The sequence below is a fragment of the Pseudomonas sp. Pseusp16 genome, from assembly GCF_047324915.1.
Classification (GTDB): Bacteria; Pseudomonadota; Gammaproteobacteria; order Pseudomonadales; family Pseudomonadaceae; genus Aquipseudomonas; species Aquipseudomonas fluorescens_CD.
This window is the reverse complement of the sequence record NZ_CP168522.1, coordinates 1,939,975-1,959,381: the sequence shown is the minus strand read 5'-3', so window position 1 is coordinate 1,959,381 and position 19,407 is coordinate 1,939,975. Positions and strand designations below refer to the sequence as shown.

23 protein-coding genes are annotated in these 19,407 nt (G+C 58.4%); 22 read left to right on the top strand and 1 reads right to left on the bottom strand.

The features are described 5' to 3' along the window. The first annotated feature begins 12 nt into the window (after positions 1–12). The 5 genes from ACEN8Q_RS08695 (at position 13) to ACEN8Q_RS08675 (ending at position 3,763) form a co-directional block, all read left to right on the top strand. A complete protein-coding gene (locus tag ACEN8Q_RS08695) occupies positions 13–1,290 on the top strand; it encodes a tyrosine-type recombinase/integrase (RefSeq protein ID WP_413704994.1) in 1,278 nt (425 codons plus the stop codon). A 39-nt stretch (positions 1,291–1,329) separates the two neighbouring features. Continuing rightward, positions 1,330–1,650: a hypothetical protein gene (locus ACEN8Q_RS08690; protein WP_413704993.1), complete on the top strand. Its 321-nt coding sequence runs from the start codon at positions 1,330–1,332 to the stop codon at positions 1,648–1,650. Between the two features lie 4 nt (positions 1,651–1,654). Continuing rightward, positions 1,655–2,044 (top strand): antiterminator Q family protein, encoded by a 390-nt coding sequence (locus ACEN8Q_RS08685; RefSeq protein WP_413704992.1) that lies wholly within the window; start codon positions 1,655–1,657, stop codon positions 2,042–2,044. Positions 2,045–2,479: 435 nt separating this feature from the next. Then, on the top strand, positions 2,480–2,935 hold the full coding sequence (locus tag ACEN8Q_RS08680) for an Hsp20 family protein (RefSeq protein ID WP_008020769.1): 456 nt from the start codon (positions 2,480–2,482) through the stop codon (positions 2,933–2,935). A 462-nt stretch (positions 2,936–3,397) separates the two neighbouring features. Continuing rightward, positions 3,398–3,763 (top strand): histone-like nucleoid-structuring protein, MvaT/MvaU family, encoded by a 366-nt coding sequence (locus tag ACEN8Q_RS08675; protein ID WP_413704991.1) that lies wholly within the window; start codon positions 3,398–3,400, stop codon positions 3,761–3,763. A 173-nt stretch (positions 3,764–3,936) separates the two neighbouring features. Here the strand turns inward: ACEN8Q_RS08675 and ACEN8Q_RS08670 are convergent, their stop codons facing one another. Then, entirely contained in the window at positions 3,937–4,299 is a 363-nt protein-coding gene (locus ACEN8Q_RS08670; RefSeq protein ID WP_413704990.1) for an NUDIX hydrolase, read from the bottom strand. Between the two features lie 532 nt (positions 4,300–4,831). On the opposite strand from ACEN8Q_RS08670, the gene ACEN8Q_RS08665 reads away from it, so the two are divergent. The 17 genes from ACEN8Q_RS08665 (at position 4,832) to ACEN8Q_RS08585 (ending at position 19,327) form a co-directional block, all read left to right on the top strand. Next, on the top strand, positions 4,832–5,155 hold the full coding sequence (locus ACEN8Q_RS08665; RefSeq protein WP_008015856.1) for a phage holin family protein: 324 nt from the start codon (positions 4,832–4,834) through the stop codon (positions 5,153–5,155). 74 nt (positions 5,156–5,229) lie between these two features. Then, on the top strand, positions 5,230–5,970 hold the full coding sequence (locus ACEN8Q_RS08660) for a hypothetical protein (protein WP_413704989.1): 741 nt from the start codon (positions 5,230–5,232) through the stop codon (positions 5,968–5,970). Positions 5,971–6,131: 161 nt separating this feature from the next. After that, positions 6,132–6,686, top strand: coding sequence for a terminase small subunit (locus ACEN8Q_RS08655; RefSeq protein WP_008015854.1), 555 nt, complete (start codon positions 6,132–6,134; stop codon positions 6,684–6,686). Continuing rightward, a complete protein-coding gene (locus ACEN8Q_RS08650) occupies positions 6,649–8,730 on the top strand; it encodes a phage terminase large subunit family protein (RefSeq protein WP_413704988.1) in 2,082 nt (693 codons plus the stop codon). The genes ACEN8Q_RS08655 and ACEN8Q_RS08650 overlap by 38 nt, the downstream gene beginning before the upstream one ends. Beyond that, positions 8,721–8,933, top strand: a complete 213-nt coding sequence (locus tag ACEN8Q_RS08645) for a primosomal replication protein PriB/PriC domain protein (protein ID WP_116583236.1) — start codon at positions 8,721–8,723, stop codon at positions 8,931–8,933. Before ACEN8Q_RS08650 ends, ACEN8Q_RS08645 begins: the two co-directional genes overlap by 10 nt. Further along, entirely contained in the window at positions 8,930–10,480 is a 1,551-nt protein-coding gene (locus ACEN8Q_RS08640) for a phage portal protein (protein WP_413704987.1), read from the top strand. Before ACEN8Q_RS08645 ends, ACEN8Q_RS08640 begins: the two co-directional genes overlap by 4 nt. Next, positions 10,443–12,503, top strand: coding sequence for a ClpP-like prohead protease/major capsid protein fusion protein (locus ACEN8Q_RS08635; RefSeq protein ID WP_413704986.1), 2,061 nt, complete (start codon positions 10,443–10,445; stop codon positions 12,501–12,503). Before ACEN8Q_RS08640 ends, ACEN8Q_RS08635 begins: the two co-directional genes overlap by 38 nt. A 67-nt stretch (positions 12,504–12,570) precedes the next feature. Beyond that, positions 12,571–12,891 carry a capsid cement protein gene (locus ACEN8Q_RS08630; RefSeq protein ID WP_413704985.1) on the top strand — a complete coding sequence of 107 codons (321 nt, stop codon included), beginning with the start codon at positions 12,571–12,573 and terminating at the stop codon, positions 12,889–12,891. Continuing rightward, positions 12,888–13,253 (top strand): hypothetical protein, encoded by a 366-nt coding sequence (locus ACEN8Q_RS08625; protein ID WP_413704984.1) that lies wholly within the window; start codon positions 12,888–12,890, stop codon positions 13,251–13,253. Before ACEN8Q_RS08630 ends, ACEN8Q_RS08625 begins: the two co-directional genes overlap by 4 nt. Continuing rightward, a complete protein-coding gene (locus tag ACEN8Q_RS08620) occupies positions 13,246–13,797 on the top strand; it encodes a hypothetical protein (protein ID WP_413704983.1) in 552 nt (183 codons plus the stop codon). Before ACEN8Q_RS08625 ends, ACEN8Q_RS08620 begins: the two co-directional genes overlap by 8 nt. Then, entirely contained in the window at positions 13,764–14,324 is a 561-nt protein-coding gene (locus ACEN8Q_RS08615) for a phage baseplate assembly protein V (RefSeq protein WP_413704982.1), read from the top strand. Before ACEN8Q_RS08620 ends, ACEN8Q_RS08615 begins: the two co-directional genes overlap by 34 nt. 57 nt (positions 14,325–14,381) lie before the next feature. Further along, entirely contained in the window at positions 14,382–14,603 is a 222-nt protein-coding gene (locus ACEN8Q_RS08610) for a hypothetical protein (RefSeq protein WP_413704981.1), read from the top strand. Positions 14,604–14,616: 13 nt separating this feature from the next. After that, on the top strand, positions 14,617–14,943 hold the full coding sequence (locus tag ACEN8Q_RS08605) for a GPW/gp25 family protein (RefSeq protein WP_043302559.1): 327 nt from the start codon (positions 14,617–14,619) through the stop codon (positions 14,941–14,943). Continuing rightward, complete coding sequence (locus ACEN8Q_RS08600) at positions 14,940–15,827, top strand: baseplate J/gp47 family protein (protein WP_413704980.1); 888 nt, start codon at positions 14,940–14,942, stop codon at positions 15,825–15,827. The genes ACEN8Q_RS08605 and ACEN8Q_RS08600 overlap by 4 nt, the downstream gene beginning before the upstream one ends. Further along, positions 15,824–16,435, top strand: coding sequence for a phage tail protein I (locus tag ACEN8Q_RS08595; RefSeq protein WP_413704979.1), 612 nt, complete (start codon positions 15,824–15,826; stop codon positions 16,433–16,435). Before ACEN8Q_RS08600 ends, ACEN8Q_RS08595 begins: the two co-directional genes overlap by 4 nt. Then, positions 16,428–18,740 carry a phage tail protein gene (locus tag ACEN8Q_RS08590; protein ID WP_413704978.1) on the top strand — a complete coding sequence of 771 codons (2,313 nt, stop codon included), beginning with the start codon at positions 16,428–16,430 and terminating at the stop codon, positions 18,738–18,740. Before ACEN8Q_RS08595 ends, ACEN8Q_RS08590 begins: the two co-directional genes overlap by 8 nt. Continuing rightward, positions 18,740–19,327 carry a hypothetical protein gene (locus ACEN8Q_RS08585; protein ID WP_413704977.1) on the top strand — a complete coding sequence of 196 codons (588 nt, stop codon included), beginning with the start codon at positions 18,740–18,742 and terminating at the stop codon, positions 19,325–19,327. Before ACEN8Q_RS08590 ends, ACEN8Q_RS08585 begins: the two co-directional genes overlap by 1 nt. The last annotated feature ends 80 nt before the right edge of the window (positions 19,328–19,407 follow it).

Sequence of the window (19,407 nt, the reverse complement as noted above, 5' to 3'; positions counted from 1 at the left end):
GGGTGATGAGCAATGACAGCTCCGTTGAAAACCTTGACTGTGAAACTATCTGATGCAGTCATCAAACAGCATGCCATCGACCCGACCATAACCGAGCTGAAAGATCCGCGGCACCCGCTGCGGTTTCGTTATCGTCACGACCGTAGCAAAGGCAGTTGGCACCTTGTGCGTTTCGACAAGGGCGCCAAATGGAAAAAGGCTGCCAATTGGCCCGACGTGCCTGCGCGGGTGATGCTCGACAGCTTGCCGGTAGTGCAGGCCCGGTTGTTGGCCGATCCGACGGCAGCAGCCACAGTGGATGGCTGGGAGCGGGTCGGGCAGGTACTGGAGTGGTATGCCGCGCGCTTGTACACCGATAACAGTTTGTCCAAAAGCCGCCGGGGATCGTCGTTGTCGGCGATCCGCTGCCAGTTGTTGCCCGCTCTGGGTGATTTGCCCTTGTGCAAACTCAATGCCGATACCTTGGACCGACACTTGGTCTGGCACATGCAGGCCGAATACAGCCTGTCCTACGTCAAGTCGGTGTTGGACGTACTGAAGGTGGTGTTCGGCGCCGCCTTGACGCTGAAAAAGATCACCGTGAATCCACTACTCGGGGTGTCGTTCAGTCACTTCACCAAGGCCAAAATCAAGCCCAAGGGCGCGCGCTTGCGACACGTTGCCGTGGTGGACCTACTGGCCGAATGGGGCGAAGCGTTCAACGCGGAACCGGTGGCCGTGACGCTGCTGGTGTTGATGTTGACCCATGCCACGCGGATCACCGAAACACGTCTGGCAATGTGGAAAAACATCCACCTGGACGCGGGGGAGTGGTTCATCCCGGCCGATGACACGAAATCCAAGCGCGACCACCTGTTGCCGTTGACCACGCAGGCCGTGGCTTTTCTGGAGCGCTACCGAGCGCAGCAGCGGGCCGAGGGTTACGACGGGGCGTACCTGTTTCCGGCGACTTCACGTGCGGGGCGCCCGATATCACGCAGCCAGGCCTTTGCCATTTTTGCCCGGTTGGGGGCGGGTGAGTGGACCAGTCACGACCTGCGCAAACTGGCGCCTTCCATCTGGGCCAACCTCGGTGTCGATTCGCTGGTGGGCAAGCTGCTACTCAACCACGCCCTGACCGAATTGGAGCGCACTTACTTTCAGGCGATGGGCGAGGTGGTAAAGCGCAACGCTCTGGAGCGGTGGCACGGCTGGCTTGATGCACAGGGTTTTGATGCATTGCAGGACAAGACAGGAGCAAGACGCACGAGTAAGCCGGTTGCCCTGGACCCCTCGGGCTGGTTGGCCTGAAGCCGAAAACAGAAATTAATCTTACAAGAGGATTCAAACATGCAGAAAGGGCAGGGGTATGGCTTTAAGAGGGGGCGGATCGAGCTAGAGCCTTGCCCAACCTGCAAGGGCAAAGCGGTAGTGAATGGGCTGTTTTATGAGCTTATTTGTACTGCTTGCAACGGCTCTGGTTGGGTTATTCGAGGGAGTAGGTTGGTGCTTTCTTCGGACGAGTTAGTCACCCAGTTGAGCTTCAAATTGCAGCAGGCCCAGCGAGAGATTGAAGCGCTCCAGCATGGCTCGTCGATACCTGGTCCGGCCGAGTACTACCAACAGAACAACCGTCGCGGTGCCGGCGGTACAAATTACACAGGGGATTGAGAACATGATGATTCGAAAGCCAGCGGGCCGACCTTTGGGTGATACCGAATACCTGCTGGAACAGTGGGGATGGTGGCGGATGGATGGGGCAGGCGTTCCCAACTACATCTCACCAACATTTGCGCTAATGCGTCAGGCGATGCCGCAGGTGTCTGCGAGCAAAAGCTATTGCATTACAGATGAATGGGCCGGCGCTATTGATTACGCAGTTGCGCGCCTCTCACACCGTGATGGACAAATGGGCGACATTATTTGGCTCTACTACGGTGCTAAATGGCCGATGGTACGGGTTGGCAAGCACTACGGTATAAGCGAAGGGAAAGCGCGGGAGCTGGCGAGAGCAGGGGCGGCATGGATCGATTGTGCTGTCGATGAAATACGGAAAGCTGCCTAAGCTATTAGCCGATTGCTGCCTGTCGCGACAGGCAGAGACCGACCCATTGCTGCCAGTCATTTGCGTCTACAAAGTCAGGGGCGATTCATCTTTTATGTAGGGGGTCCAGATTGGCAAACGTCAATAACTTTAACTGCGACTTTGGGGCTTTCGTTTCTCAGTAAGTTGTCTAGCTCTGTATTGGTTATTGAGGTCGTCCCGGTTGTAGTGTTTGCCCTTCCGGCAACCAGTCAGCTTTCGAAGCGATAAAGGGCGTGCCAAGCCGATGCCTTTGGCCAATATAAATGACCTCGTTGATGCCTTCGTCTTTTGAGAATAAAAAATTATTTTTGCTCCTCTTGAATCGTTTTTCTCACATCGCTATATATTTTTGTACGCGATGCCGAAACCGGGTCGCGCCATAAATCACTTGGAGAAAACTCAGGAGATTTAGCTATGGCTAGTACCGTTTCGTTGGCCCCACTGTTCCGTCAGTCGGTAGGCTTTGATCGTTTCAACGACCTTTTTGAATCCGCGCTACGCAGCGAGGCGGCCTCGACTACCTACCCACCTCATAACGTCGAGAAGCACGGTGACGATCATTATCGAATCGTCATAGCTGCGGCGGGTCTGAGTGAGGAGGATTTGGACATTCAAGTCGAGAAGGAGGTTTTGACCATCGCCGGTGGCAAGCGAGAAAGCGATCAGGAGACGATTTACCTTCATCAGGGAATCGCTCAACGTGCATTTCGACTGTCTTTCCGTTTAGCGGATCACATTGAGGTTCAAAATGCATCGTTGTCCAATGGGCTGTTGAGCATTGATCTGCTGCGGGTTGTACCAGAGGAAGCCAAGCCTCGGCGCATCAACATTGATGGCTCGGGGAAGTCTGATCTGAAACAAATCAACTGATAGCAGCAAACGAGGCGCTCTTCGGAGCGCCTTTCTTAACTGCAGAATCGGCCAATAGAAGACATTCTCTGGCCTCTCAAAAGATATCCCACGAATATCTCCTAATTGAACGATTCCACGAGCATAGTCTAGCTTTACGAACCACCAGATTGGAGTCGATGGCCTGGCAGATCAGGATGAATCGGTCCCGATATCGTAGAGCCCATATGAGAGGCAGCTTTTGGCCGCTTGCTGCCCCTGACGAAGGGCAGTAGTCGACCCATTGCTGCCGGTCAGCAAGGGCAGAACTCAGCAAAAACTGTCGCTGGAAATGAAATAATGCGCAAATAGATCCAAGAGTTCACGGCCAGAAACATCTACGAAATCAGGGACGGTTCATAGCGTTGACGTTCTTCACCATCTATATCTATTGCGTCAGCCGATTTTCAGTCACTGCTAGGAAACTATCTAAAGAGATCTGCTATGTCCAAACTCGCAGAGATCCGTCAGCTTGAAAAGAACCTCGCCGAGCAGCGTCAAGCACTCGAGGCGCTGAAAGGTGATGCTGGTCTAGAGATAGAAATTGAGTTCGAAGCGAAGCTCCGCTCTCTGCTAGCTGAGTACGGCTACAGCTTGCCAAACGTGATCAAACTTCTTGATCCACAGGCTGGTCGAAGTGAACGTGCTCCCGAGCGCAAAGCCGGTACCCGTAAACCTCACCAAATGAAGGTCTACAAAAATCCGCACACTGGCATTTTCGTACATACCAAAAGTGGTAATCACAAAACGCTTAAAAACTGGAAAGCTGAGTACGGCTCCACGACTGTCGAGTCTTGGTTGACCAAATGATTTTGTTTTGAATAAAAAACGGCCCAAGAAGGGCCTTTTTTGTTGCTGTGGTTGACGGCGGTTCTGTAAACAGGGGTGGACGTCCTTTTTGGCCGATTTCTGCCTTCCACGACCGGCTGAAACCGACCCATTACTGTCACTCGGAATGATGCGAAGGGGTGATTCAACCGGGACTAGAGGCGGCGTAGAAATGATCTGAGAATTGATTTCGTAGCATCGCTTGTATCTAAGTCATGAAACGCGCTCAGAGAATGCCAAATGCACTCGGAGATCTCGTTTTGAGGTGCGGCGTTTTCGGCATCTGGGACAGAAGCTTCAAAAACATGGTGGCGTGTGTTGCCTGCATCGAACTCAAAAATGTACAGGAGCTGATCAACGTTCAGCCCGGTTTCTTCTTGGAGTTCTCGGACGGCAGCTCCAGCGATAGCTTCGCCAGCCTCCACCCTGCCACCAGGCAGAACCCATTTCGACTTCGGTTTTCGAACGAGCAAGATATGCCTATCTCTCTCGCATATGACTGTAGCTCTGACTTTCATCTTCTTACCCGGAAGGTTTGCCATTAAATTGTAATAAAAATGTCATCTTCAAGGCGCACTTATCGACGAATGCAACGTTTAGAGCTCGCCAAACTCAAAAAAGTGCCAGATTGTCTTAGCGGTGAGTGATTTTGATATGGCTTTGGCGACCGACCGCTTCTGGCCGATTGCCGCCTGTCGCGCAGACCTGATGTGCGTTATTTTCTATCCATCATTGTTCAAGCATATTGGGCAAATTTCATGTATCCGATGGTTAGGTCGAAGGCAAACGCGGTGGGCAGGTCGGGGGGTAATTTCGCATACGCTACGGAAAGACCTTTTCCGCACGGAATAGACCTGCTTTTATAGCAGCGTGTGTTGCTGTGAACGCAGCGAGACGCCTTTCAAGAGCCCGACCATTGAGTCGGGTTTTTTGTACCCTTTTATAAGCCCTGCCATCGAGCGGGGCTTTTTCGTTTTCGGCCCTATGCCTGGCTCTTTGCTTCGAGCGGATGACAGTGACATAGAGGCCGGACCTATTCGAGGACTACAGATGAACACAGAGCATCAGGCTCTCGCCGATGTGCCCCTTTGGCTATTGGTATTGTTGAGCATGGCCGGTTTGTCTGGGGAGATGTTGAGAGCCTCAGGTACTGACCTTGGTCTTCGACAGATCCTCCAGCGAGTAGCTCTGCGTTTTCTTGCGTCTGGCCTGTTGGGTATGGCTACGCTGTTGCTCGCGATGGCGCTGTGGAGCAGCTTCTATCTTGCCGCCGGTCTAGGCATCGTAATCGCGGTCATCGGTGCTGATGTAACCGGCGGTTTGTACACCCAGTTTCTGGCCAGGAAAGCTGGTATCAGATCGCATAATTCATAGCGTGGTAAAGCAGCCTGCATGACCCGCTCAACGGGACGCAAGACAGCTATTTCTCGGCTATCGCGGAAAACTAAATGGTCAAAATCAAGATCACGCCCAACATGCTGCCCGTGTCTGAAGCGCTGCTGGAGCTGGAGAAAAAGCACATTCCGCATGTGCTTGCCTTGACCGCTACACGCTTGGCTCAGCAGGTGAAGAAGGGTGAACTGGCCGTCATGGCGCAGCGCTTGGACCGGCCAACCCGAACTACGATGAACAGCCTGTTCGTCAAAATGGCCACCAAAAGCAAGCCAGCCGAAGTGTATTTCAAGGACTCTTGGACCTCGGGTATTCCCGCTGATACCTACCTTCAGCAGACTGTCAGGGGCGGGCCACGACCGCATAAGCGCTTTGAAAAGGCTCTGATCGCGCGTGGCTTTATGAAGTCCAGCCAGTTCGCGATCCCTAATCCCAATGTGCTCGACAAGCATGGCAACGTTTCCCGAGGAACGATGACCCGGATCTTGTCGGGCTTGGGGGCCGCTGAAACCTCGCGTGGCTATCAGGCCAATGCCTCGAACAGCAAGCGCAGTCAGCGCAAGGGCAATGCCAGGAGCTATTTCTCCGGCATCGTTGGAGGAACGGCCGGTGTGTGGGAGCGCAAAGAGACGGCGTTCGGTGATGCGATCAGGCCGATGTTTGTCTTCAGCCGGAGCGCGCCGATGTACCGCACGATCTTCCCGTTCTTCAAGATCGCCAACAACATCTGCAAGGCCAACTACAGCGCTGAGTTCCGCGATGCATTTGCCGATGCAATGGCCACTGCCAAGCCCTAACGACGAGCAAGAAAGACCGGTTCTGGCTGGTGATGCTCGACTTGTTTGCCCAGACGAAAATTTAACGGGTCCTCCCGAGGGGGCGGGGGGCAGGGGGTAATTCGGGCCCCGCTGCTTCGCTATATATGACCCATTTTTGAATCGAGGTTGTTGTTTAGTCCATGGCCAATCCGACCATCTCCCGCGAGCCTCATTGGCTGAACAAATCGCGCATGGCTACCAGCCTCGGCATCACGACTCAGGCCTTTGATAAATGGGGCGTTCAGCCTGTTGCGAAGATCGGCCGCGATGTCTTCTACGACGTCCGGTCGGTGCTGGATAACCGGCTCAAGCATCAGGTGACAAAAGACCAACCTGTCGACGACAACGGTGATCCGATCGATCCGCTCATTGAATACAAACAGGCGCAGCAAAAACTGCGACTGACAACTGAGCAGGCGGACGCTCAGGAAATGCGAAATAAGGTGAAGGCCAAGAAGCTGGTACCGGTCGATTTTTGCTTGTTCGCATTATCTCGCCTGAGCGCAAAGCTCGGGTCAACCCTCGATACCGTGCACTTGAAGGTTAAACGCAAGTGCCCCGACATCGAGGTGCGTCACCTTGAGGCGATCCAGCGTGAAGTCGCCGTGACGCGTAACGATGCGGTCGGCTTGGCTGATCTTTTGCCGGAGTTGCTTGATGAGTTTGTCGACACCTTGGATGAGGGCGCTGGTTGAGGGTGTCCGCAAGGGGCTCGCCGGACTCTACAAAGAGCCGCCGCGCACAGCGGTTGAGTGGGCTGATGAGCACTTCTATCTGTCGTCTGAGTCGTCCTATCAAGAGGGCGATTGGACGACGGCGCCTTTTCAGGTCGCGATTCTCAACGCGATGGGTAACGACCTGATCCGTGAAGTCAACGTGCTGAAATCGGCGCGGGTTGGCTACACCAAAATGCTGGTAGCCAACATGGGCTACAAGGTCCAGCACAAGAAACGCAACGTCATCGTCTGGTGCCCAACCGATGGCGACGCTGACGGGATGATGAAGCGGCACATCGAAACAATGATTCGTGACAGTCCTGTGGTGCGTGCCTTGGCGCCTTGGTATGGGGTGAAGCATCGCGATAACACACTGGATGAAAAACGGTTCGATAACGCCAAGATGCTTTGGTGCCTGGGTGGTACGGCGGCAAAAAACTACCGGGAGAAAAGCCCGGATGAAGTGATCTATGACGAGCTATCGAAGTTCAACGCGGACATCGAGGGCGAGGGGGCTCCGACCATTCTTGGCGACAAGCGCCTGGAAGGTGCCACGTTCAAAAAGTCCATACGCGGATCGACCCCGACGACAGTGGTTGTCGCTGACGACAATGAGGAAATTTCGGGGGAGGGTTGCCAGATCACGCGGGCGGCCAATGATTCCCCGCACTTTCTGCGTTTCAACATCATGTGCCCGTGCTGCGGGACCGAGCAATACCTGAAGTGGGGCGACCCGGCTACGCCGTTCGGTATCAAGTGGGCCGTGGATGAACTGGGGCAGGTGATTAAGGCCTGGTACCTGTGCGAGTCCGGCCATGGCTGTACCTTCGAATACCACGAAATGGTCGCTGCATCGGTGAACGGTCGTTACATCTGCGAGCGGACCGGTATCTGGACGCGTGACGGCATGGACTGGTTCACCGATGTGGACACTTCAATGCCGTCACCGCGTTCGGTGACTTTCCATATCTGGACGGTGTACTCGGAGTTTGTGACCTGGGCTGAAGTCGTCACGGAATGGCTCAAGATCAAGAAGGATCGGGGCAAGCTCAAAACTTTCGTCAACACCACGCTGGGCGAAGCGTGGGAAGAGGACCAAGGCGAGCAGTTGGAGTGGCAGCAGTTGCACGCGCGCCGGGAGATATACCCGCAAGTGCCGGCTAAAGCGGTTGCCCTGTTCGGCGGTATTGATACTCAGGATGACCGCTATGAGGGCCGGGTTTGGGCATTTGGCGCGGGTGAGGAAGCGTGGCTGGTCCATAAGTTCGTGCTTCAAGGTGACCCGGGCAGCATCGAGCTACGGGCCAAGGTCGGCATCGAAATCCACAAGACCTTCACCCGGGCGGATGGCACGGTGATGGGTGTGGAGCGTTGGTGTTGGGACCAAGGTGGTCACTACTGCGACGAAGTACGTGAGGAATGCATCAAGCACGGCACCCAGTGGGTGATCCCTGTATTCGGTGCCTCGACCTACGGCAAGCCGATTGCGACCTGGCCGCGTAAGAAAACCAAGGTCAAAGGCGGGCGTGTGTACCTGGTCGAAGTGGGTACCGACAATGCCAAAGAGCTGATTTATGGCCGTCTCAAGATGCAGCCGGACGGTTCGGGCGTGCCTGTGCCTGGCTGTATCCACTTGCCTGCCAACGAGATGATTTGCGGCGAAGACGAATTGCGGCAACTGACCGCCGAGCGCCGCAAGTGGGTGATCGTCAAACACCAGCGCGTCCAGCGTTGGGACGCAGGCGGGCGACGAAACGAAGCGCTCGATTGCCTGGTGTACGCGTTGGCAGCTCTACGCATAACACAGCAGCGCTTTGGCATGAATCTCGACCTGCTCGCACAGAAGTTGCCGTCAGGCACTTGGGTTGTGCCGGTGAGTATCGAGCAGGAAAGCAAACCGGCCACCGTTGCCGCACCGAAATCGGCCCCAGCCCCGGTGTCTCAGCTAGAGCCGGAACAATCATCCGACCAGCCCGCCGAGTCGGGTGGCTGGCTTAATACAGGGCAAGGCGCATGGCTATAACCGCTCAAGATATGGTGGACCGTTATCTGGAGGCCGAATTGGCCATCCTGCAGGGCAAAGAAATCCTCTTCAATGGTCGCAAACTGATCATGGATGATCTGGAAGAAATTCGCGCCGGCCGATTGGAATGGGAGCGCCGGCTGCGAGCACAACAGGCAGCAGCGGCGGGGCAACCGCCGTACGCCTTGGCGACATTCCGATGAACCTGCTGGATCGCGTGCTGGCCCCGGTATTTCCCGGGCTGGTGGCTGACCGTCTGCGTGCCCGTAGCACCATCATGGCCTTTGAAGCGGCGCAGGCGACCCGCACCCACCAAGCCAAAAAACAATCTGCCAGCGCGGACCGCTCGCTGCAGCGTTCGGCGCGCTCTTTGCGCGAGCAGTGCCGCAAGTTGGACGAAGACCATGACATCGTCACCGGCTTGTTCGATCGCCTGGAAGAGCGAGTGGTGGGCGGCATGGGCATCGCGGTCGAGCCGTTTCCCTTGAGTTACGCCGGGGAAGTGCATCTGGAGTTTGCGGCGCAGATCAAGGCACGCTGGGCCGAGTGGTCATTGCGCCCGGAAACGTCCGGCGAGCTGTCCCGACCACAGATGGAACGGCAGGTGTGCCGAACTTGGCTGCGCGATGGCGAAGCCTTGGCGCAGAAGCTCAAGGGGTGCGTGCCCAGCTATGAGCATTTGAGCGTAGTGCCCTTCGCTTTGGAGTTGCTGGAGCCGGATTACCTGCCGTGGGAATACAACGATGAAGCCAAGGGCATCGTGCAAGGAATCGAGCGCAATCAATGGCGGCGGGTCCGGGCCTATCACCTGGTCAAGCATCACCCCGGGCATGCCGCCGGTTTCCAGCTGACTTTGACTACTAAGCGCGTGCCGGTCGAACAGATGATTCACATCGCGCACCGTAAGCGCATCGGTCAAAACCGCGGCCAACCCTTGCTGCATGCCGTGCTGATTCGCCTGGCGGACATCAAGGATTACGAGGAAAGCGAACGAGTTGCCGCACGTATCAGCGCGGCACTGGCGATGTACATCAAAAAAGGCACACCGGACGACTACACCACGCCATCGGCAGTGAATGGCCAGGCTGCCGCTGCTCGCAGCATTCCCATCGGCCCGGGCATGGTATTCGACGGCCTGCTGCCCGGCGAGGACGTCGGCATGATCGAGAGCAATCGGCCCAACCCTTTTCTGGAAGGCTTCCGCAACGGTCAACTCAAGGCCGTGGCCGCCGGCACCCGAGGCACCTACTCCAGCGTGGCCCGCAGTTACGACGGCACCTATTCCGCACAGCGTCAGGAGCTGGTCGAGGGGCAGGCAGGTTATGACCTGCTGCAGCACGAATTTATCGACTACTGGAGCCGCCCGGTCTATCGCGAATGGCTGCACATGGCGATTGCCAGCGGGGTGATCAAGGTGCCGGTCGACGTTGATCCGGACACGGTGTTTGGCGCGATCTACCAAGGGCCAGTGATGCCTTGGATCAACCCGATCCATGAGGCCAATGCCTGGAAAATTCTGGTCGAGGCCGGCTTTTCCGATGAATCGGAAGTGGCGCGGGCGCGGCAGCGCAATCCGCAGGAACTCAAGCGTTCCCGGGCTTCGGAAATCAAAACCAACCGGGAACAGGGACTGGTCTTCAGTTCGGACTTCTATCACGAGACCTATGGAAAAACGCAAAGCAATGAACAGCAAAACAAAACGAAGCCTGCCGATGATGAGGCCGAGGGCCTCGATAACCCCGACGAATAAGCCCGGTGAAAGCTGGTACTCGCTCCGTGCGGCGCAGCAGCGCGGGGTGGTCGAGGTGATGCTGTACGACGAGATCGGCGCCTGGGGCATTACCGCCAAACAGTTCGCCCGCGATTTGGCCGCCATCGGCGATGTGTCTCAGATCAACCTGCACATTCACTCTCCGGGCGGCGACGTGTTTGAGGGGACCACCATGTACAACCTGCTGCGCGGCCATTCGGCGCGGGTGGTGGTGTACATCGACGGTCTCGCCGCTTCGATGGCCAGCGTGATTGCCATGGCCGGGGATGAAATCAACATGCCGGCCAACGCCATGATGATGATTCACAAGCCATGGGGTGGTCAGGTAGGTGATGCCGACGCCATGCGCGAGTACGCCGACTTACTCGACAAGGTCGAGAGCACGCTGATTCAGGCGTATACGCGCAAGTCGGGCAAGGCGATCGAGGACATTCAGGCGCTGCTCAAGGCGGAAACCTGGATGGATGGCAACGAAGCGGTGGCGGCCGGTTTCGCTGACAAGGTGCTCGATACGTTCAAGGCGGCCGCTCAACTCACTTCAAAACGCATGCAGGAGTTCACCAACATGCCTACCTCGGCACAAAATCTGTTCAATCCGCGCGCTTCCGCTCCAACCCCAGCACCGGCCCCAGCTCCAGCCCCGACCCCAGCGTCGACTGTCGATCCGGCGCCGGTCGCGCTAACCTTGGATCAGATGCGCACCCAGGTCATGGCGGCGGACGGGGAGCGCCGCACGGCAATCAATGCCGCGTTCTGCGGCTCACTGGTCACCAGCCACACCGAGCTACTCAACACCTGTCTCAATGACCTGAGCTGCACGGCCGAGATGGCGCGGGAAAAACTGCTGGTTGCGCTGGGCTCGACCACCACCCCAACGGGTGGACCTCACCACCATGGCCACATTAGCAACGGCAACTTGGTTGGCGATTCGGTGCGCGCCTCGCTGGCCGGTCGTTTGGGTCAGGCGGAAAACCAGAAAGACAACGCCTATAACCACATGAGCCTGCGCGAGCTGGCCCGTGCCTCGCTGCATGATCGCGGCATTCTAGTGGCCACCCTTGATCCGATGGCCATGGTCGGCTTGGCGTTCACCCATGACTCCAGCGACTTCGGCAACATCCTGGTGGACAGCGCCGCCAAGTCGGTCCTGCTCGGCTGGGACGAGGCGCCGGAGACCTATCACCTGTGGACCAAAAAGGGCCGCTTGAGTGACTTCAAGGTGGCGTCCCGGGTCGGCATGGGTGCGTTTCCGAGCCTGCGTGAAGTCCGCCCAGGGGCTGAATACAAATACATCACCACCAATGACCGTGGCGAAAAAATCCGCCTGGCAACCTACGGTGAGATGTTCAGCATCACCCGGCAGGCGATCATCAACGATGACCTCGACCAGTTGAGCACGGTGCCTTACAACATGGGTCTGGCCGCGCGCGGCACCATCGGTGATCTGGTCTATGACACGTTGATCCATTCACCGGTGATGAGCGACGGCAAAGCGCTGTTCGATGCTGAGCGCAACAACCTGTTCTCCGGTACCGGCGCGAATATGTCGATTGAGGCGCTGAGCAAGGCCAAGACCGCCATGGCCTTGCAGAAAACCGAGGTCGAGGGTGGCAAGGCCCGCACCCTGAACATTCGCCCGGCGTTTGTCCTGGTGCCGGTGGCGCTGGAAGACAAGACCAACCAACTGATCCGCTCGGCGTCGGTGCCTGGCGTCGACACCAATGCCGGCATCGACAACCCGATCCGCAATTTCGCCACGGTGATCGCCGAGCCACGCCTGGACGATGATTCGCCAGTCACCTGGTATGAAGCCGCCCGCCAAGGTACTGACACCATCGAAGTCGCTTACCTGGACGGCGTTGAACAGCCCTACATGGAGCAGCAGCAGGGTTTCACCATTGATGGCGTGACGAGCAAGGTGCGGATCGATGCCGGGGTCGCGGCGCTGGATTATCGCGGTCTGAACAAGTCAGTCGGTGCGGTAACAACTAAAGCCCGCTGACGGTAGTGATTCCCCTCAATACCCCGCCGCGAGCGGGGTTTGTTGTTTCTGTACAGGAGAAATGCGCATGTCCAAAAATTATTCGGGTCCCGGCAGCACGCTGACTTTTGTGGCGCCAGACGGTGGCGCGACGGCGGGGGTGCCGTTGGTGCTGGTTGATACGGTGGTCATCCCGATCGCCAGTGGTGTGGTGGGTGATGTCCTGGTTGGCCATCTCGACGGCGTCTGGCGCCTGCCTGCCGATGCGGCGCTGCTGCAGGGGCAAAAGGTGGCTCTGCAAGCCGGCGTGCTGGTTGATCCGCTCACGGCCACTGGTGAGACGGTGCCCTTCGGCAAGCTGATGAGTGCTCCGGTCGGCGGTATTGCCGAAGCGTTGTTGATTCAATGACCACGCTGGGCCGCTTTCGTGACGTCACGGCCCGGATGGATGCAGTGCTGGTCGATCGCCTCGGCGATCGCGCCATCAAGCCGGACGGCCTACCGTTGTCCGGTGCGTTCTTCTCGCCCTTTGTCGGTGCGGATGTGGGTGGCAAATCGAAGAGCGTGCGTCTGGGCAATGCCATCGTGACGGATAACGTCCTGGCGCCGACCTTCACCGCCCGCGTGGTGGAGGCGGTGGGCATCGAGAAAGACACTTTTCTTACCATTGATCTACCGGCGGAGCAGGGCGGCGGCCGTTACAAGGTCAGCAAGCGCGAGCCGGACGGTGCCGGCATGGTCACTTTCATACTGAGTTTGAACAATGGATGAGCTGACGACCTTACACAATGCGATCGAGGCGACGTTCCGCGCCGGCCTGCCGTCGGTGGTGAGCGTCGAGGCGTTTCCCGAGCTGAGTGCGGAAGTCGGTCTGCCGGCGGTGTTGTTTGCCCTGACGGAAATTGGCGAAGCACCCGACAATGGCAGCGGCAAAACTTCCCTAAGTGGCCGCTTTCAGGTGTGCATCATGGTCGATTCCACCATCAGCAAAGCGGCCTTGCAGGCCGCCATTCTGGCCGCCGAGATCAGCAAGATTTTGCGCGGGCAATATTGGGGGCTGGACTTTGTCGAAGAGGTGCAGGAGGTGCGTGCATTCCCGGACGACTCGATGCCGGAGCTGGCGCAATTTGTGGTGTGGATCGTTGAGTGGAAGCAGATATTCCAGATCGGTGAAACCGAATGGTTATGGCCAGTCGAGCCGCCGGGTTCTCTGTACCTGAACGTCGATGGCTGCACCGGTACCGGCAATGAAGATCACTATTTTCAACCGGAGGATCTGGCATGGTATACGCAAGCGCCGAACACGACCGGATGATCGCTGCGATGCTGCTGCCCTGCGTGGTGGTCGGCGTCGATCTGATGGCCGGGCGGGTGCGGGTCAAGGCCGGAACCTGGGTCAGTGCCTGGGTGCGCTGGCACAGCCTGGCGGCGGGTAAGGCCCGTCATTGGCGCGCACCGAGCCTGAATGAGCAGGGCATGCTGTTCAGCCCGAGCGGTGATCCGGCCATGGGCACCTTTATCCCGGGGCTGTATGGCAACGCCGGGGCCCCGCCGGACAACCGCGATCACGTCGAGGCCTGGTACTTCGACGATGGCGGCTCGCTGGTCTACGACTGGCAAGCCAGCAGCTACAGCATTGCGTTACCTGACGGCAGCCGCGCGACCATCACGGTCGGTGGCTCGGAGTTTGAAGTGACGCCGGATCAAGTGCGGGTGACGGCCAGCCAAATCACCTTGGCAGGTGAGGTGGCTATCGACGGATCGCTGAGCGTGTCCGGCGACATCAGCGGTGCCGGCACGATCATTGATGCCGGGGGCAACAGCAGCAACCACTCGCATTGAGTACACATTCACCTTCAGCCCGCCGCGCGCGGGCTTTTTCCTGTCTGGAGAAAAAGCATGACGAGTAAAACCAAGGCAGTTCCCGCCGCCACGGATGCAAGCGCGCCGGCCACGCTGAGTATCTTTCGCGACACGCTGTACACCTCGCGGGTGCTGATCCTGCTGGACGCCGGGCGCACCTTGAAAGTCGAAAAGGGCCAGGTCGCGGTGGCCTCGGACGACACGGTCGCGCTCGACTATTTGCATGGCCGCAAGGATTTTATCGCGGTCGAGGGCTGATCCCATGATCGGGATGATCGGACTGGACCGCCGCACCGGCCAACTCATTTCCGGCCTCGATCACCTGCGCCAGTCCATCGAGGACATCTTGTCCACGCCCTTGGGCAGCCGGCGCATGCGCCCGGAGTACGGCAGCAAGCTGCGGCGCTTTGTCGACCTGCCGGTCAATGACGGCTGGAAAAGCGCCGTGCAGGCGGAGGTGGCCAGTACGCTGGGTCGTTGGGAGCCACGGCTGAAACTCGGCCGGGTGCGCGCCGTGGCCATCCTCGACGGGCGTATCACCTTTGAGCTGACCGGGCAGTACCTAGGCAGCGACGTGACTTTGGAGGTGTCCGCATGACTATGGAACTGGCGGCCCTGCCGCCGCCGCAAGTGCTCGAAGACCTCGACTTTGAAGTGGTCTACCAGGAGAAGCTGGAAGCCTTCCGCCTGAGCATGGGCGACAACTGGAGTGCGGAGCTCGAAAGCGATCCGGTGCTCAAGCTGATCGAGCAGGCCGCGTATGGCGCCTTGCAGAACCGGGCGCGGGTCAACGACGCGGGCAAGGCTTTGCTTTTGGCCCATGCCGAGCGGGCCGACCTCGATCACCTCGCCGCCAACGTCAACCTGCAGCGCCTGGTGATTCAGGCTGGAGACCCGAGCACGGTGCCGCCTACGCCGCAGGTGCTTGAGGAAGACGATGCCCTGCGCGAGCGAGTGCAGCTGTCATATGAGGGGCTGACCACGGCGGGACCGCGAAACAGCTACATCCTGCATGCGCGCAACGCCTCGGGCCTGGTGGCCGATGCCACGGCGGAAAGTCCGTCACCCGCTGTGGTGGTGGTCACCGTGCTCAGCCTGGAAGGCAGCGGCGCCGCCTCGCCGGAACTGCTGGAAGAGGTCCGGCTGCACCTCAATGACGAAGACGTGCGACCGGTGGCCGACCGCCTCACGGTGCAGAGTGCGGTGGTTATTGATTACCACATTGAAGCGGTGCTGTACCCGCAGGCACCGGGGCCGGAAAACGAAGCCTACCTGGCCGAAAGCCAGAAACGCCTGAGCGAGTGGATCAACCCACGCCGTCGCCTCGGTCTGGAAGTGGCGCGCTCGGGGATCGATGCGCAATTGCACGTTCCCGGGATCGCCCGGGTTGAGCTGCTGGGCTGGACGGACGTCAGACCGAGCAAGGCCGAGGCGGCGTATTGCACGAGCTACAACGTGGTGTTGGGAGACAGTCTGACATGAGCAGTCAGTTGCCCCTCAACAGCACGCCGCTAGAGCTGGCCGTCGAGGCGGCCAACTATGAAAACACACTGATTCCGCTGCGCAGTTTGTACAACGCCGATACCTGCCCGGAACACCTGTTGCCGTATCTGGCGTCGGCCTGGTCGGTGGACCGCTGGAACAACAACTGGACGCAGGAGGCCAAGCGCACGGCAATCCGTTCGGCGTACGACGTGCATGCGCGCAAAGGCACCATCGGTGCGTTGCGCCGGGTGGTCGAGCCCTTGGGCTACCTGATCGACGTGGTCGAGTGGTTCGACACTGTGCCGGAAGGCGCGCCCGGCACCTTCGCCCTAGAAGTCGGCCTGAATGATTCGGGTATCACCGAGGAACTGTATGAGGAACTGGCGTGGTTGATCGACGACGCCCGTCCGGTCAGCCGGCACATGACCAACCTGGCGCTCAGCCTGCAGACCGAGGGGGTGCTGGGCATTGCCGTGTGCGTGCAAGAAGGTGAAGAGATCGACGTGTACCCGCCGGCCCCGAAAGACATCGACGTAACCGGAACTTTTGGCCCGGCGCTCTGCGTCGATGAAACCGATACTTTGGACGTTTATCCCTATGATTGATAAAACCAGTCAGTTTTTTGCCATTCTCACGGCGGTCGGTGAAGCCAAGCACGCCAATGCCATCGCCATGGGCCTGGACTGGATGTTCACCGAGATGGGCCTGGGCGATGCCAACGGCACCGACCCGATTCCCGATCGCCTGCAGACCCAGCTGATCAACGAATGGCGCCGGGCGCCGATCAACCAGATCCGGGTCGATCCGGACAATCCCAACACGGTGATCACTGAGCAGATCATTCCGCCGGAAGTGGGTGGTGAGTGGATTCGCGAGATCGGCCTGTACGATGTCGACGGTGATCTGGTGGCGGTGGCCAACTGCGCGCCGAGCTATAAACCATTGCTGGACCAGGGCAGTGGTAAAACCCAGGTCGTGCGGATGAATTTCATCGTCAGCAGCTCGGCGAACATCGTGCTGAAGATTGACCCGGCGGTGGTGCTGGCCACGCGTGAATACGTCGACCTGGCTATCAGTGAGGCGCTGGCCAAGCTGGATCACAAACAGTCAGCGCGGGTCGCGGCCACAATCCCCATCACCCTGAGCAATGTGCAAACCATCGATGGCGTGGCCGTGGCCGCCGGTGATCGCGTGCTGGTGACCGCCCAGACAGAGGCTCAGAGCAACGGTGTCTATGTTGCCAGCGCCGAAGGCTGGACGCGGGCCGTCGATGCCGACAACAGCCTGGAAGTGACATCGGGGCTGTTTATCCACGTCGAGCAGGGCACGAACAACGGCGACAGCCTCTGGCAGTTGGTCACCGACGCGCCGATCACCCTCGGCACCACCGGTTTGCAGTTTGAAATGATCGCGGGCGGCAGTGGGGGCGGTGTGGGCACTTTTCGCAGTGTCACCGTCGATGCCCTTGGGCGTGTGATCGCTGGCACCAATCCGACCACCTTGGCCGGCTACGGCATCACCGATGCCCTGGCGGTGAGTGAAAACCTGGGCGATGTTGCGGATGTGGTCGAGGCTCGGAATAACCTCGGGCTGGGCACCGCCGCGACCGCTGATGTACAGGTCTATCTGCACGATGGAACGCCTGATGCGCTGATGAAGGTCGGAGCGTTCGGCTGGGGCGGGCCCGCCTATGCGGTTAGCGATGTTGACATCGGTGGCTTGAACGCGGAGACGGCCCTCTATTTCATCAGCAATGGCATAGGGGGGCCAGGAGGTGGGATCTATGAGGGTTGGGTTCGCGTCTCGGCGATTACACCAGGTCAATACGCCTTCCAAGAGATTTATGGGAATGCCGACCACACCCTATACCGTCGGGCCTTGACTGCCGGTGTTTGGGGCCAATGGGAAAGCATCTGGGACTCAAACAATCTGGTTAAACAAACCTCTCCCCAAGATGACACGCCAGGCCGTGTATTGCTCACGGGGGCTTATGGCATCGGTCACGGGGGGATTGTCCTTCCCGACGGCACCGATCTAAACACAGTCACCACCGTGGGTATGTACCGAGTGAACCCCGGCCCGAACGTTCCAGCGGACGGTCAATTCTCCCCCATGCTGGTTACGGTCAGTCAAGACACCGTCTGGCAACAAATCATCGGCTATAACACCGGTACAGCGATTACTCGTGGCGGTGTTCGGGGCCAGGATGGGGTTTACATATTCACTGCGTGGGCAACCAGTTGGGACACTAATAACTTTAACCCTGCTGCGTACCAACCTGCGTTGGGCTTCGCTCCCGTGCAGCAAGGCGGGGGGGTGGGTCAAGACCCCAATAAAATTCACATCGGTTACAACAACGCCACGGGTCAAATAAAAATACAGGTTGATGCGTCTGATTTCGGGCATATCTGGACCCAGGCCAACTTTGATCCTGCTGCCATATTTTCGCTTCCCATCGGCGTGCCGTTTCCATGGCCAACTGCTACGCCACCGGACAAATGCGTGTTGATGGGGGGACAGCCGTTCAATGTCGAGTGGTACCCGGCATTGGCCGCCGTGTATCCCAGCGGCTTCCTGCCAGACATGCGCGCCGAGTCGATTCGTGGTCTGGACGGCGGGCGAGGAATTGACCCCGACTCTGGGCGCGCTGTGTTGAGCCTTCAACTCGACACGCTACAAAACATGACGGGTGAACTCAGGCTACAGGACGATGATTCGATGTTGCTGGTGAATACCGCGACCGGCGTATTTACGGCTACTGGCTACATGACGAGTGATATACCCGCTGCACCACGAGTCAGTACAACGGGCAACATGTCTGTAACTTTCAATCCATCGGCTGTCGCCCGTGTGAGCACGGAAACCCGCATGCGCAACGTGGCTTACAACTACATCTGCAGGATGTATTGATGACTACTTTAGTGAATGGTTTTTTTGAAGAGAGCGGCTGGATCGAGGTTTACACGTTCAGTGAAACCACCACCGAATACCTCGGCCAACACGAAACCTATGTCAGCTGTGGCTGCGGTCTTCCGGCGGGCGCCACGTTAGAGGAACCACCGCAAGCCGGGGATGGTGAGGTGGTCGTTTGGAGGGACGAGGCATGGGTGGTGGTGCCCGACTACCGTGGGGTGGCTTACCGCACCACCGATGGTACCGAGGTGACGCATTCGATGCCTGGTCAACTGCCGGCCGAGCTGACGACCTTGCCGCGACCGAGTGCGGCCTATGTCTGGGATGGTCTCGTTTGGGCGCTCGATGCGGCACGCGACCTGGCGCTTCAGAGCCGCCGAGAAAAGTCATGGATCGAAAACGAACTGCACTGGGCTGGCAGAGAGATCGACAAGCATCTGGATGCCGACCCGGCCGCGCTCAACACGGAGCTGGCCTGGCGCACCTACCGCAATGAACTGCGGGCTTGGCCAACTTCGCCAGACTTTCCAGGCATTGATAAACGGCCACTAAAGCCGGACGGGCAGACCCGCACCGCATCCTGACGCCCCGCATTGCCGGGGCGTTTTCTTTTCCGTTACGCGTCACGTCACTCACAGCTTCGCTTATGCGGGGCTTTTTCGTT

Excerpts from the sequence above, each read along its gene's own strand:
- ACEN8Q_RS08680 (WP_008020769.1), top strand. The coding sequence starts at position 2,480 with ATGGCTAGTACCGTTTCGTTGGCCCCACTGTTCCGTCAGTCGGTAGGC.
- ACEN8Q_RS08615 (WP_413704982.1), top strand. The coding sequence starts at position 13,764 with ATGGTATACGCAAGCGCCGAACACGACCGGATGATCGCTGCGATGCTG.
- ACEN8Q_RS08695 (WP_413704994.1), top strand. The coding sequence starts at position 13 with ATGACAGCTCCGTTGAAAACCTTGACTGTGAAACTATCTGATGCAGTC.
- ACEN8Q_RS08670 (WP_413704990.1), bottom strand. The coding sequence starts at position 4,299 with ATGAAAGTCAGAGCTACAGTCATATGCGAGAGAGATAGGCATATCTTG.
- ACEN8Q_RS08630 (WP_413704985.1), top strand. The coding sequence starts at position 12,571 with ATGTCCAAAAATTATTCGGGTCCCGGCAGCACGCTGACTTTTGTGGCG.
- ACEN8Q_RS08625 (WP_413704984.1), top strand. The coding sequence starts at position 12,888 with ATGACCACGCTGGGCCGCTTTCGTGACGTCACGGCCCGGATGGATGCA.
- ACEN8Q_RS08605 (WP_043302559.1), top strand. The coding sequence starts at position 14,617 with ATGATCGGACTGGACCGCCGCACCGGCCAACTCATTTCCGGCCTCGAT.
- ACEN8Q_RS08590 (WP_413704978.1), top strand. The coding sequence starts at position 16,428 with ATGATTGATAAAACCAGTCAGTTTTTTGCCATTCTCACGGCGGTCGGT.
- ACEN8Q_RS08650 (WP_413704988.1), top strand. The coding sequence starts at position 6,649 with ATGAGTTTGTCGACACCTTGGATGAGGGCGCTGGTTGAGGGTGTCCGC.
- ACEN8Q_RS08685 (WP_413704992.1), top strand. The coding sequence starts at position 1,655 with ATGATGATTCGAAAGCCAGCGGGCCGACCTTTGGGTGATACCGAATAC.
- ACEN8Q_RS08595 (WP_413704979.1), top strand. The coding sequence starts at position 15,824 with ATGAGCAGTCAGTTGCCCCTCAACAGCACGCCGCTAGAGCTGGCCGTC.
- ACEN8Q_RS08585 (WP_413704977.1), top strand. The coding sequence starts at position 18,740 with ATGACTACTTTAGTGAATGGTTTTTTTGAAGAGAGCGGCTGGATCGAG.
- ACEN8Q_RS08660 (WP_413704989.1), top strand. The coding sequence starts at position 5,230 with ATGGTCAAAATCAAGATCACGCCCAACATGCTGCCCGTGTCTGAAGCG.
- ACEN8Q_RS08690 (WP_413704993.1), top strand. The coding sequence starts at position 1,330 with ATGCAGAAAGGGCAGGGGTATGGCTTTAAGAGGGGGCGGATCGAGCTA.
- ACEN8Q_RS08640 (WP_413704987.1), top strand. The coding sequence starts at position 8,930 with ATGAACCTGCTGGATCGCGTGCTGGCCCCGGTATTTCCCGGGCTGGTG.
- ACEN8Q_RS08655 (WP_008015854.1), top strand. The coding sequence starts at position 6,132 with ATGGCCAATCCGACCATCTCCCGCGAGCCTCATTGGCTGAACAAATCG.
- ACEN8Q_RS08675 (WP_413704991.1), top strand. The coding sequence starts at position 3,398 with ATGTCCAAACTCGCAGAGATCCGTCAGCTTGAAAAGAACCTCGCCGAG.
- ACEN8Q_RS08635 (WP_413704986.1), top strand. The coding sequence starts at position 10,443 with ATGATGAGGCCGAGGGCCTCGATAACCCCGACGAATAAGCCCGGTGAA.
- ACEN8Q_RS08600 (WP_413704980.1), top strand. The coding sequence starts at position 14,940 with ATGACTATGGAACTGGCGGCCCTGCCGCCGCCGCAAGTGCTCGAAGAC.
- ACEN8Q_RS08665 (WP_008015856.1), top strand. The coding sequence starts at position 4,832 with ATGAACACAGAGCATCAGGCTCTCGCCGATGTGCCCCTTTGGCTATTG.
- ACEN8Q_RS08620 (WP_413704983.1), top strand. The coding sequence starts at position 13,246 with ATGGATGAGCTGACGACCTTACACAATGCGATCGAGGCGACGTTCCGC.
- ACEN8Q_RS08645 (WP_116583236.1), top strand. The coding sequence starts at position 8,721 with ATGGCTATAACCGCTCAAGATATGGTGGACCGTTATCTGGAGGCCGAA.
- ACEN8Q_RS08610 (WP_413704981.1), top strand. The coding sequence starts at position 14,382 with ATGACGAGTAAAACCAAGGCAGTTCCCGCCGCCACGGATGCAAGCGCG.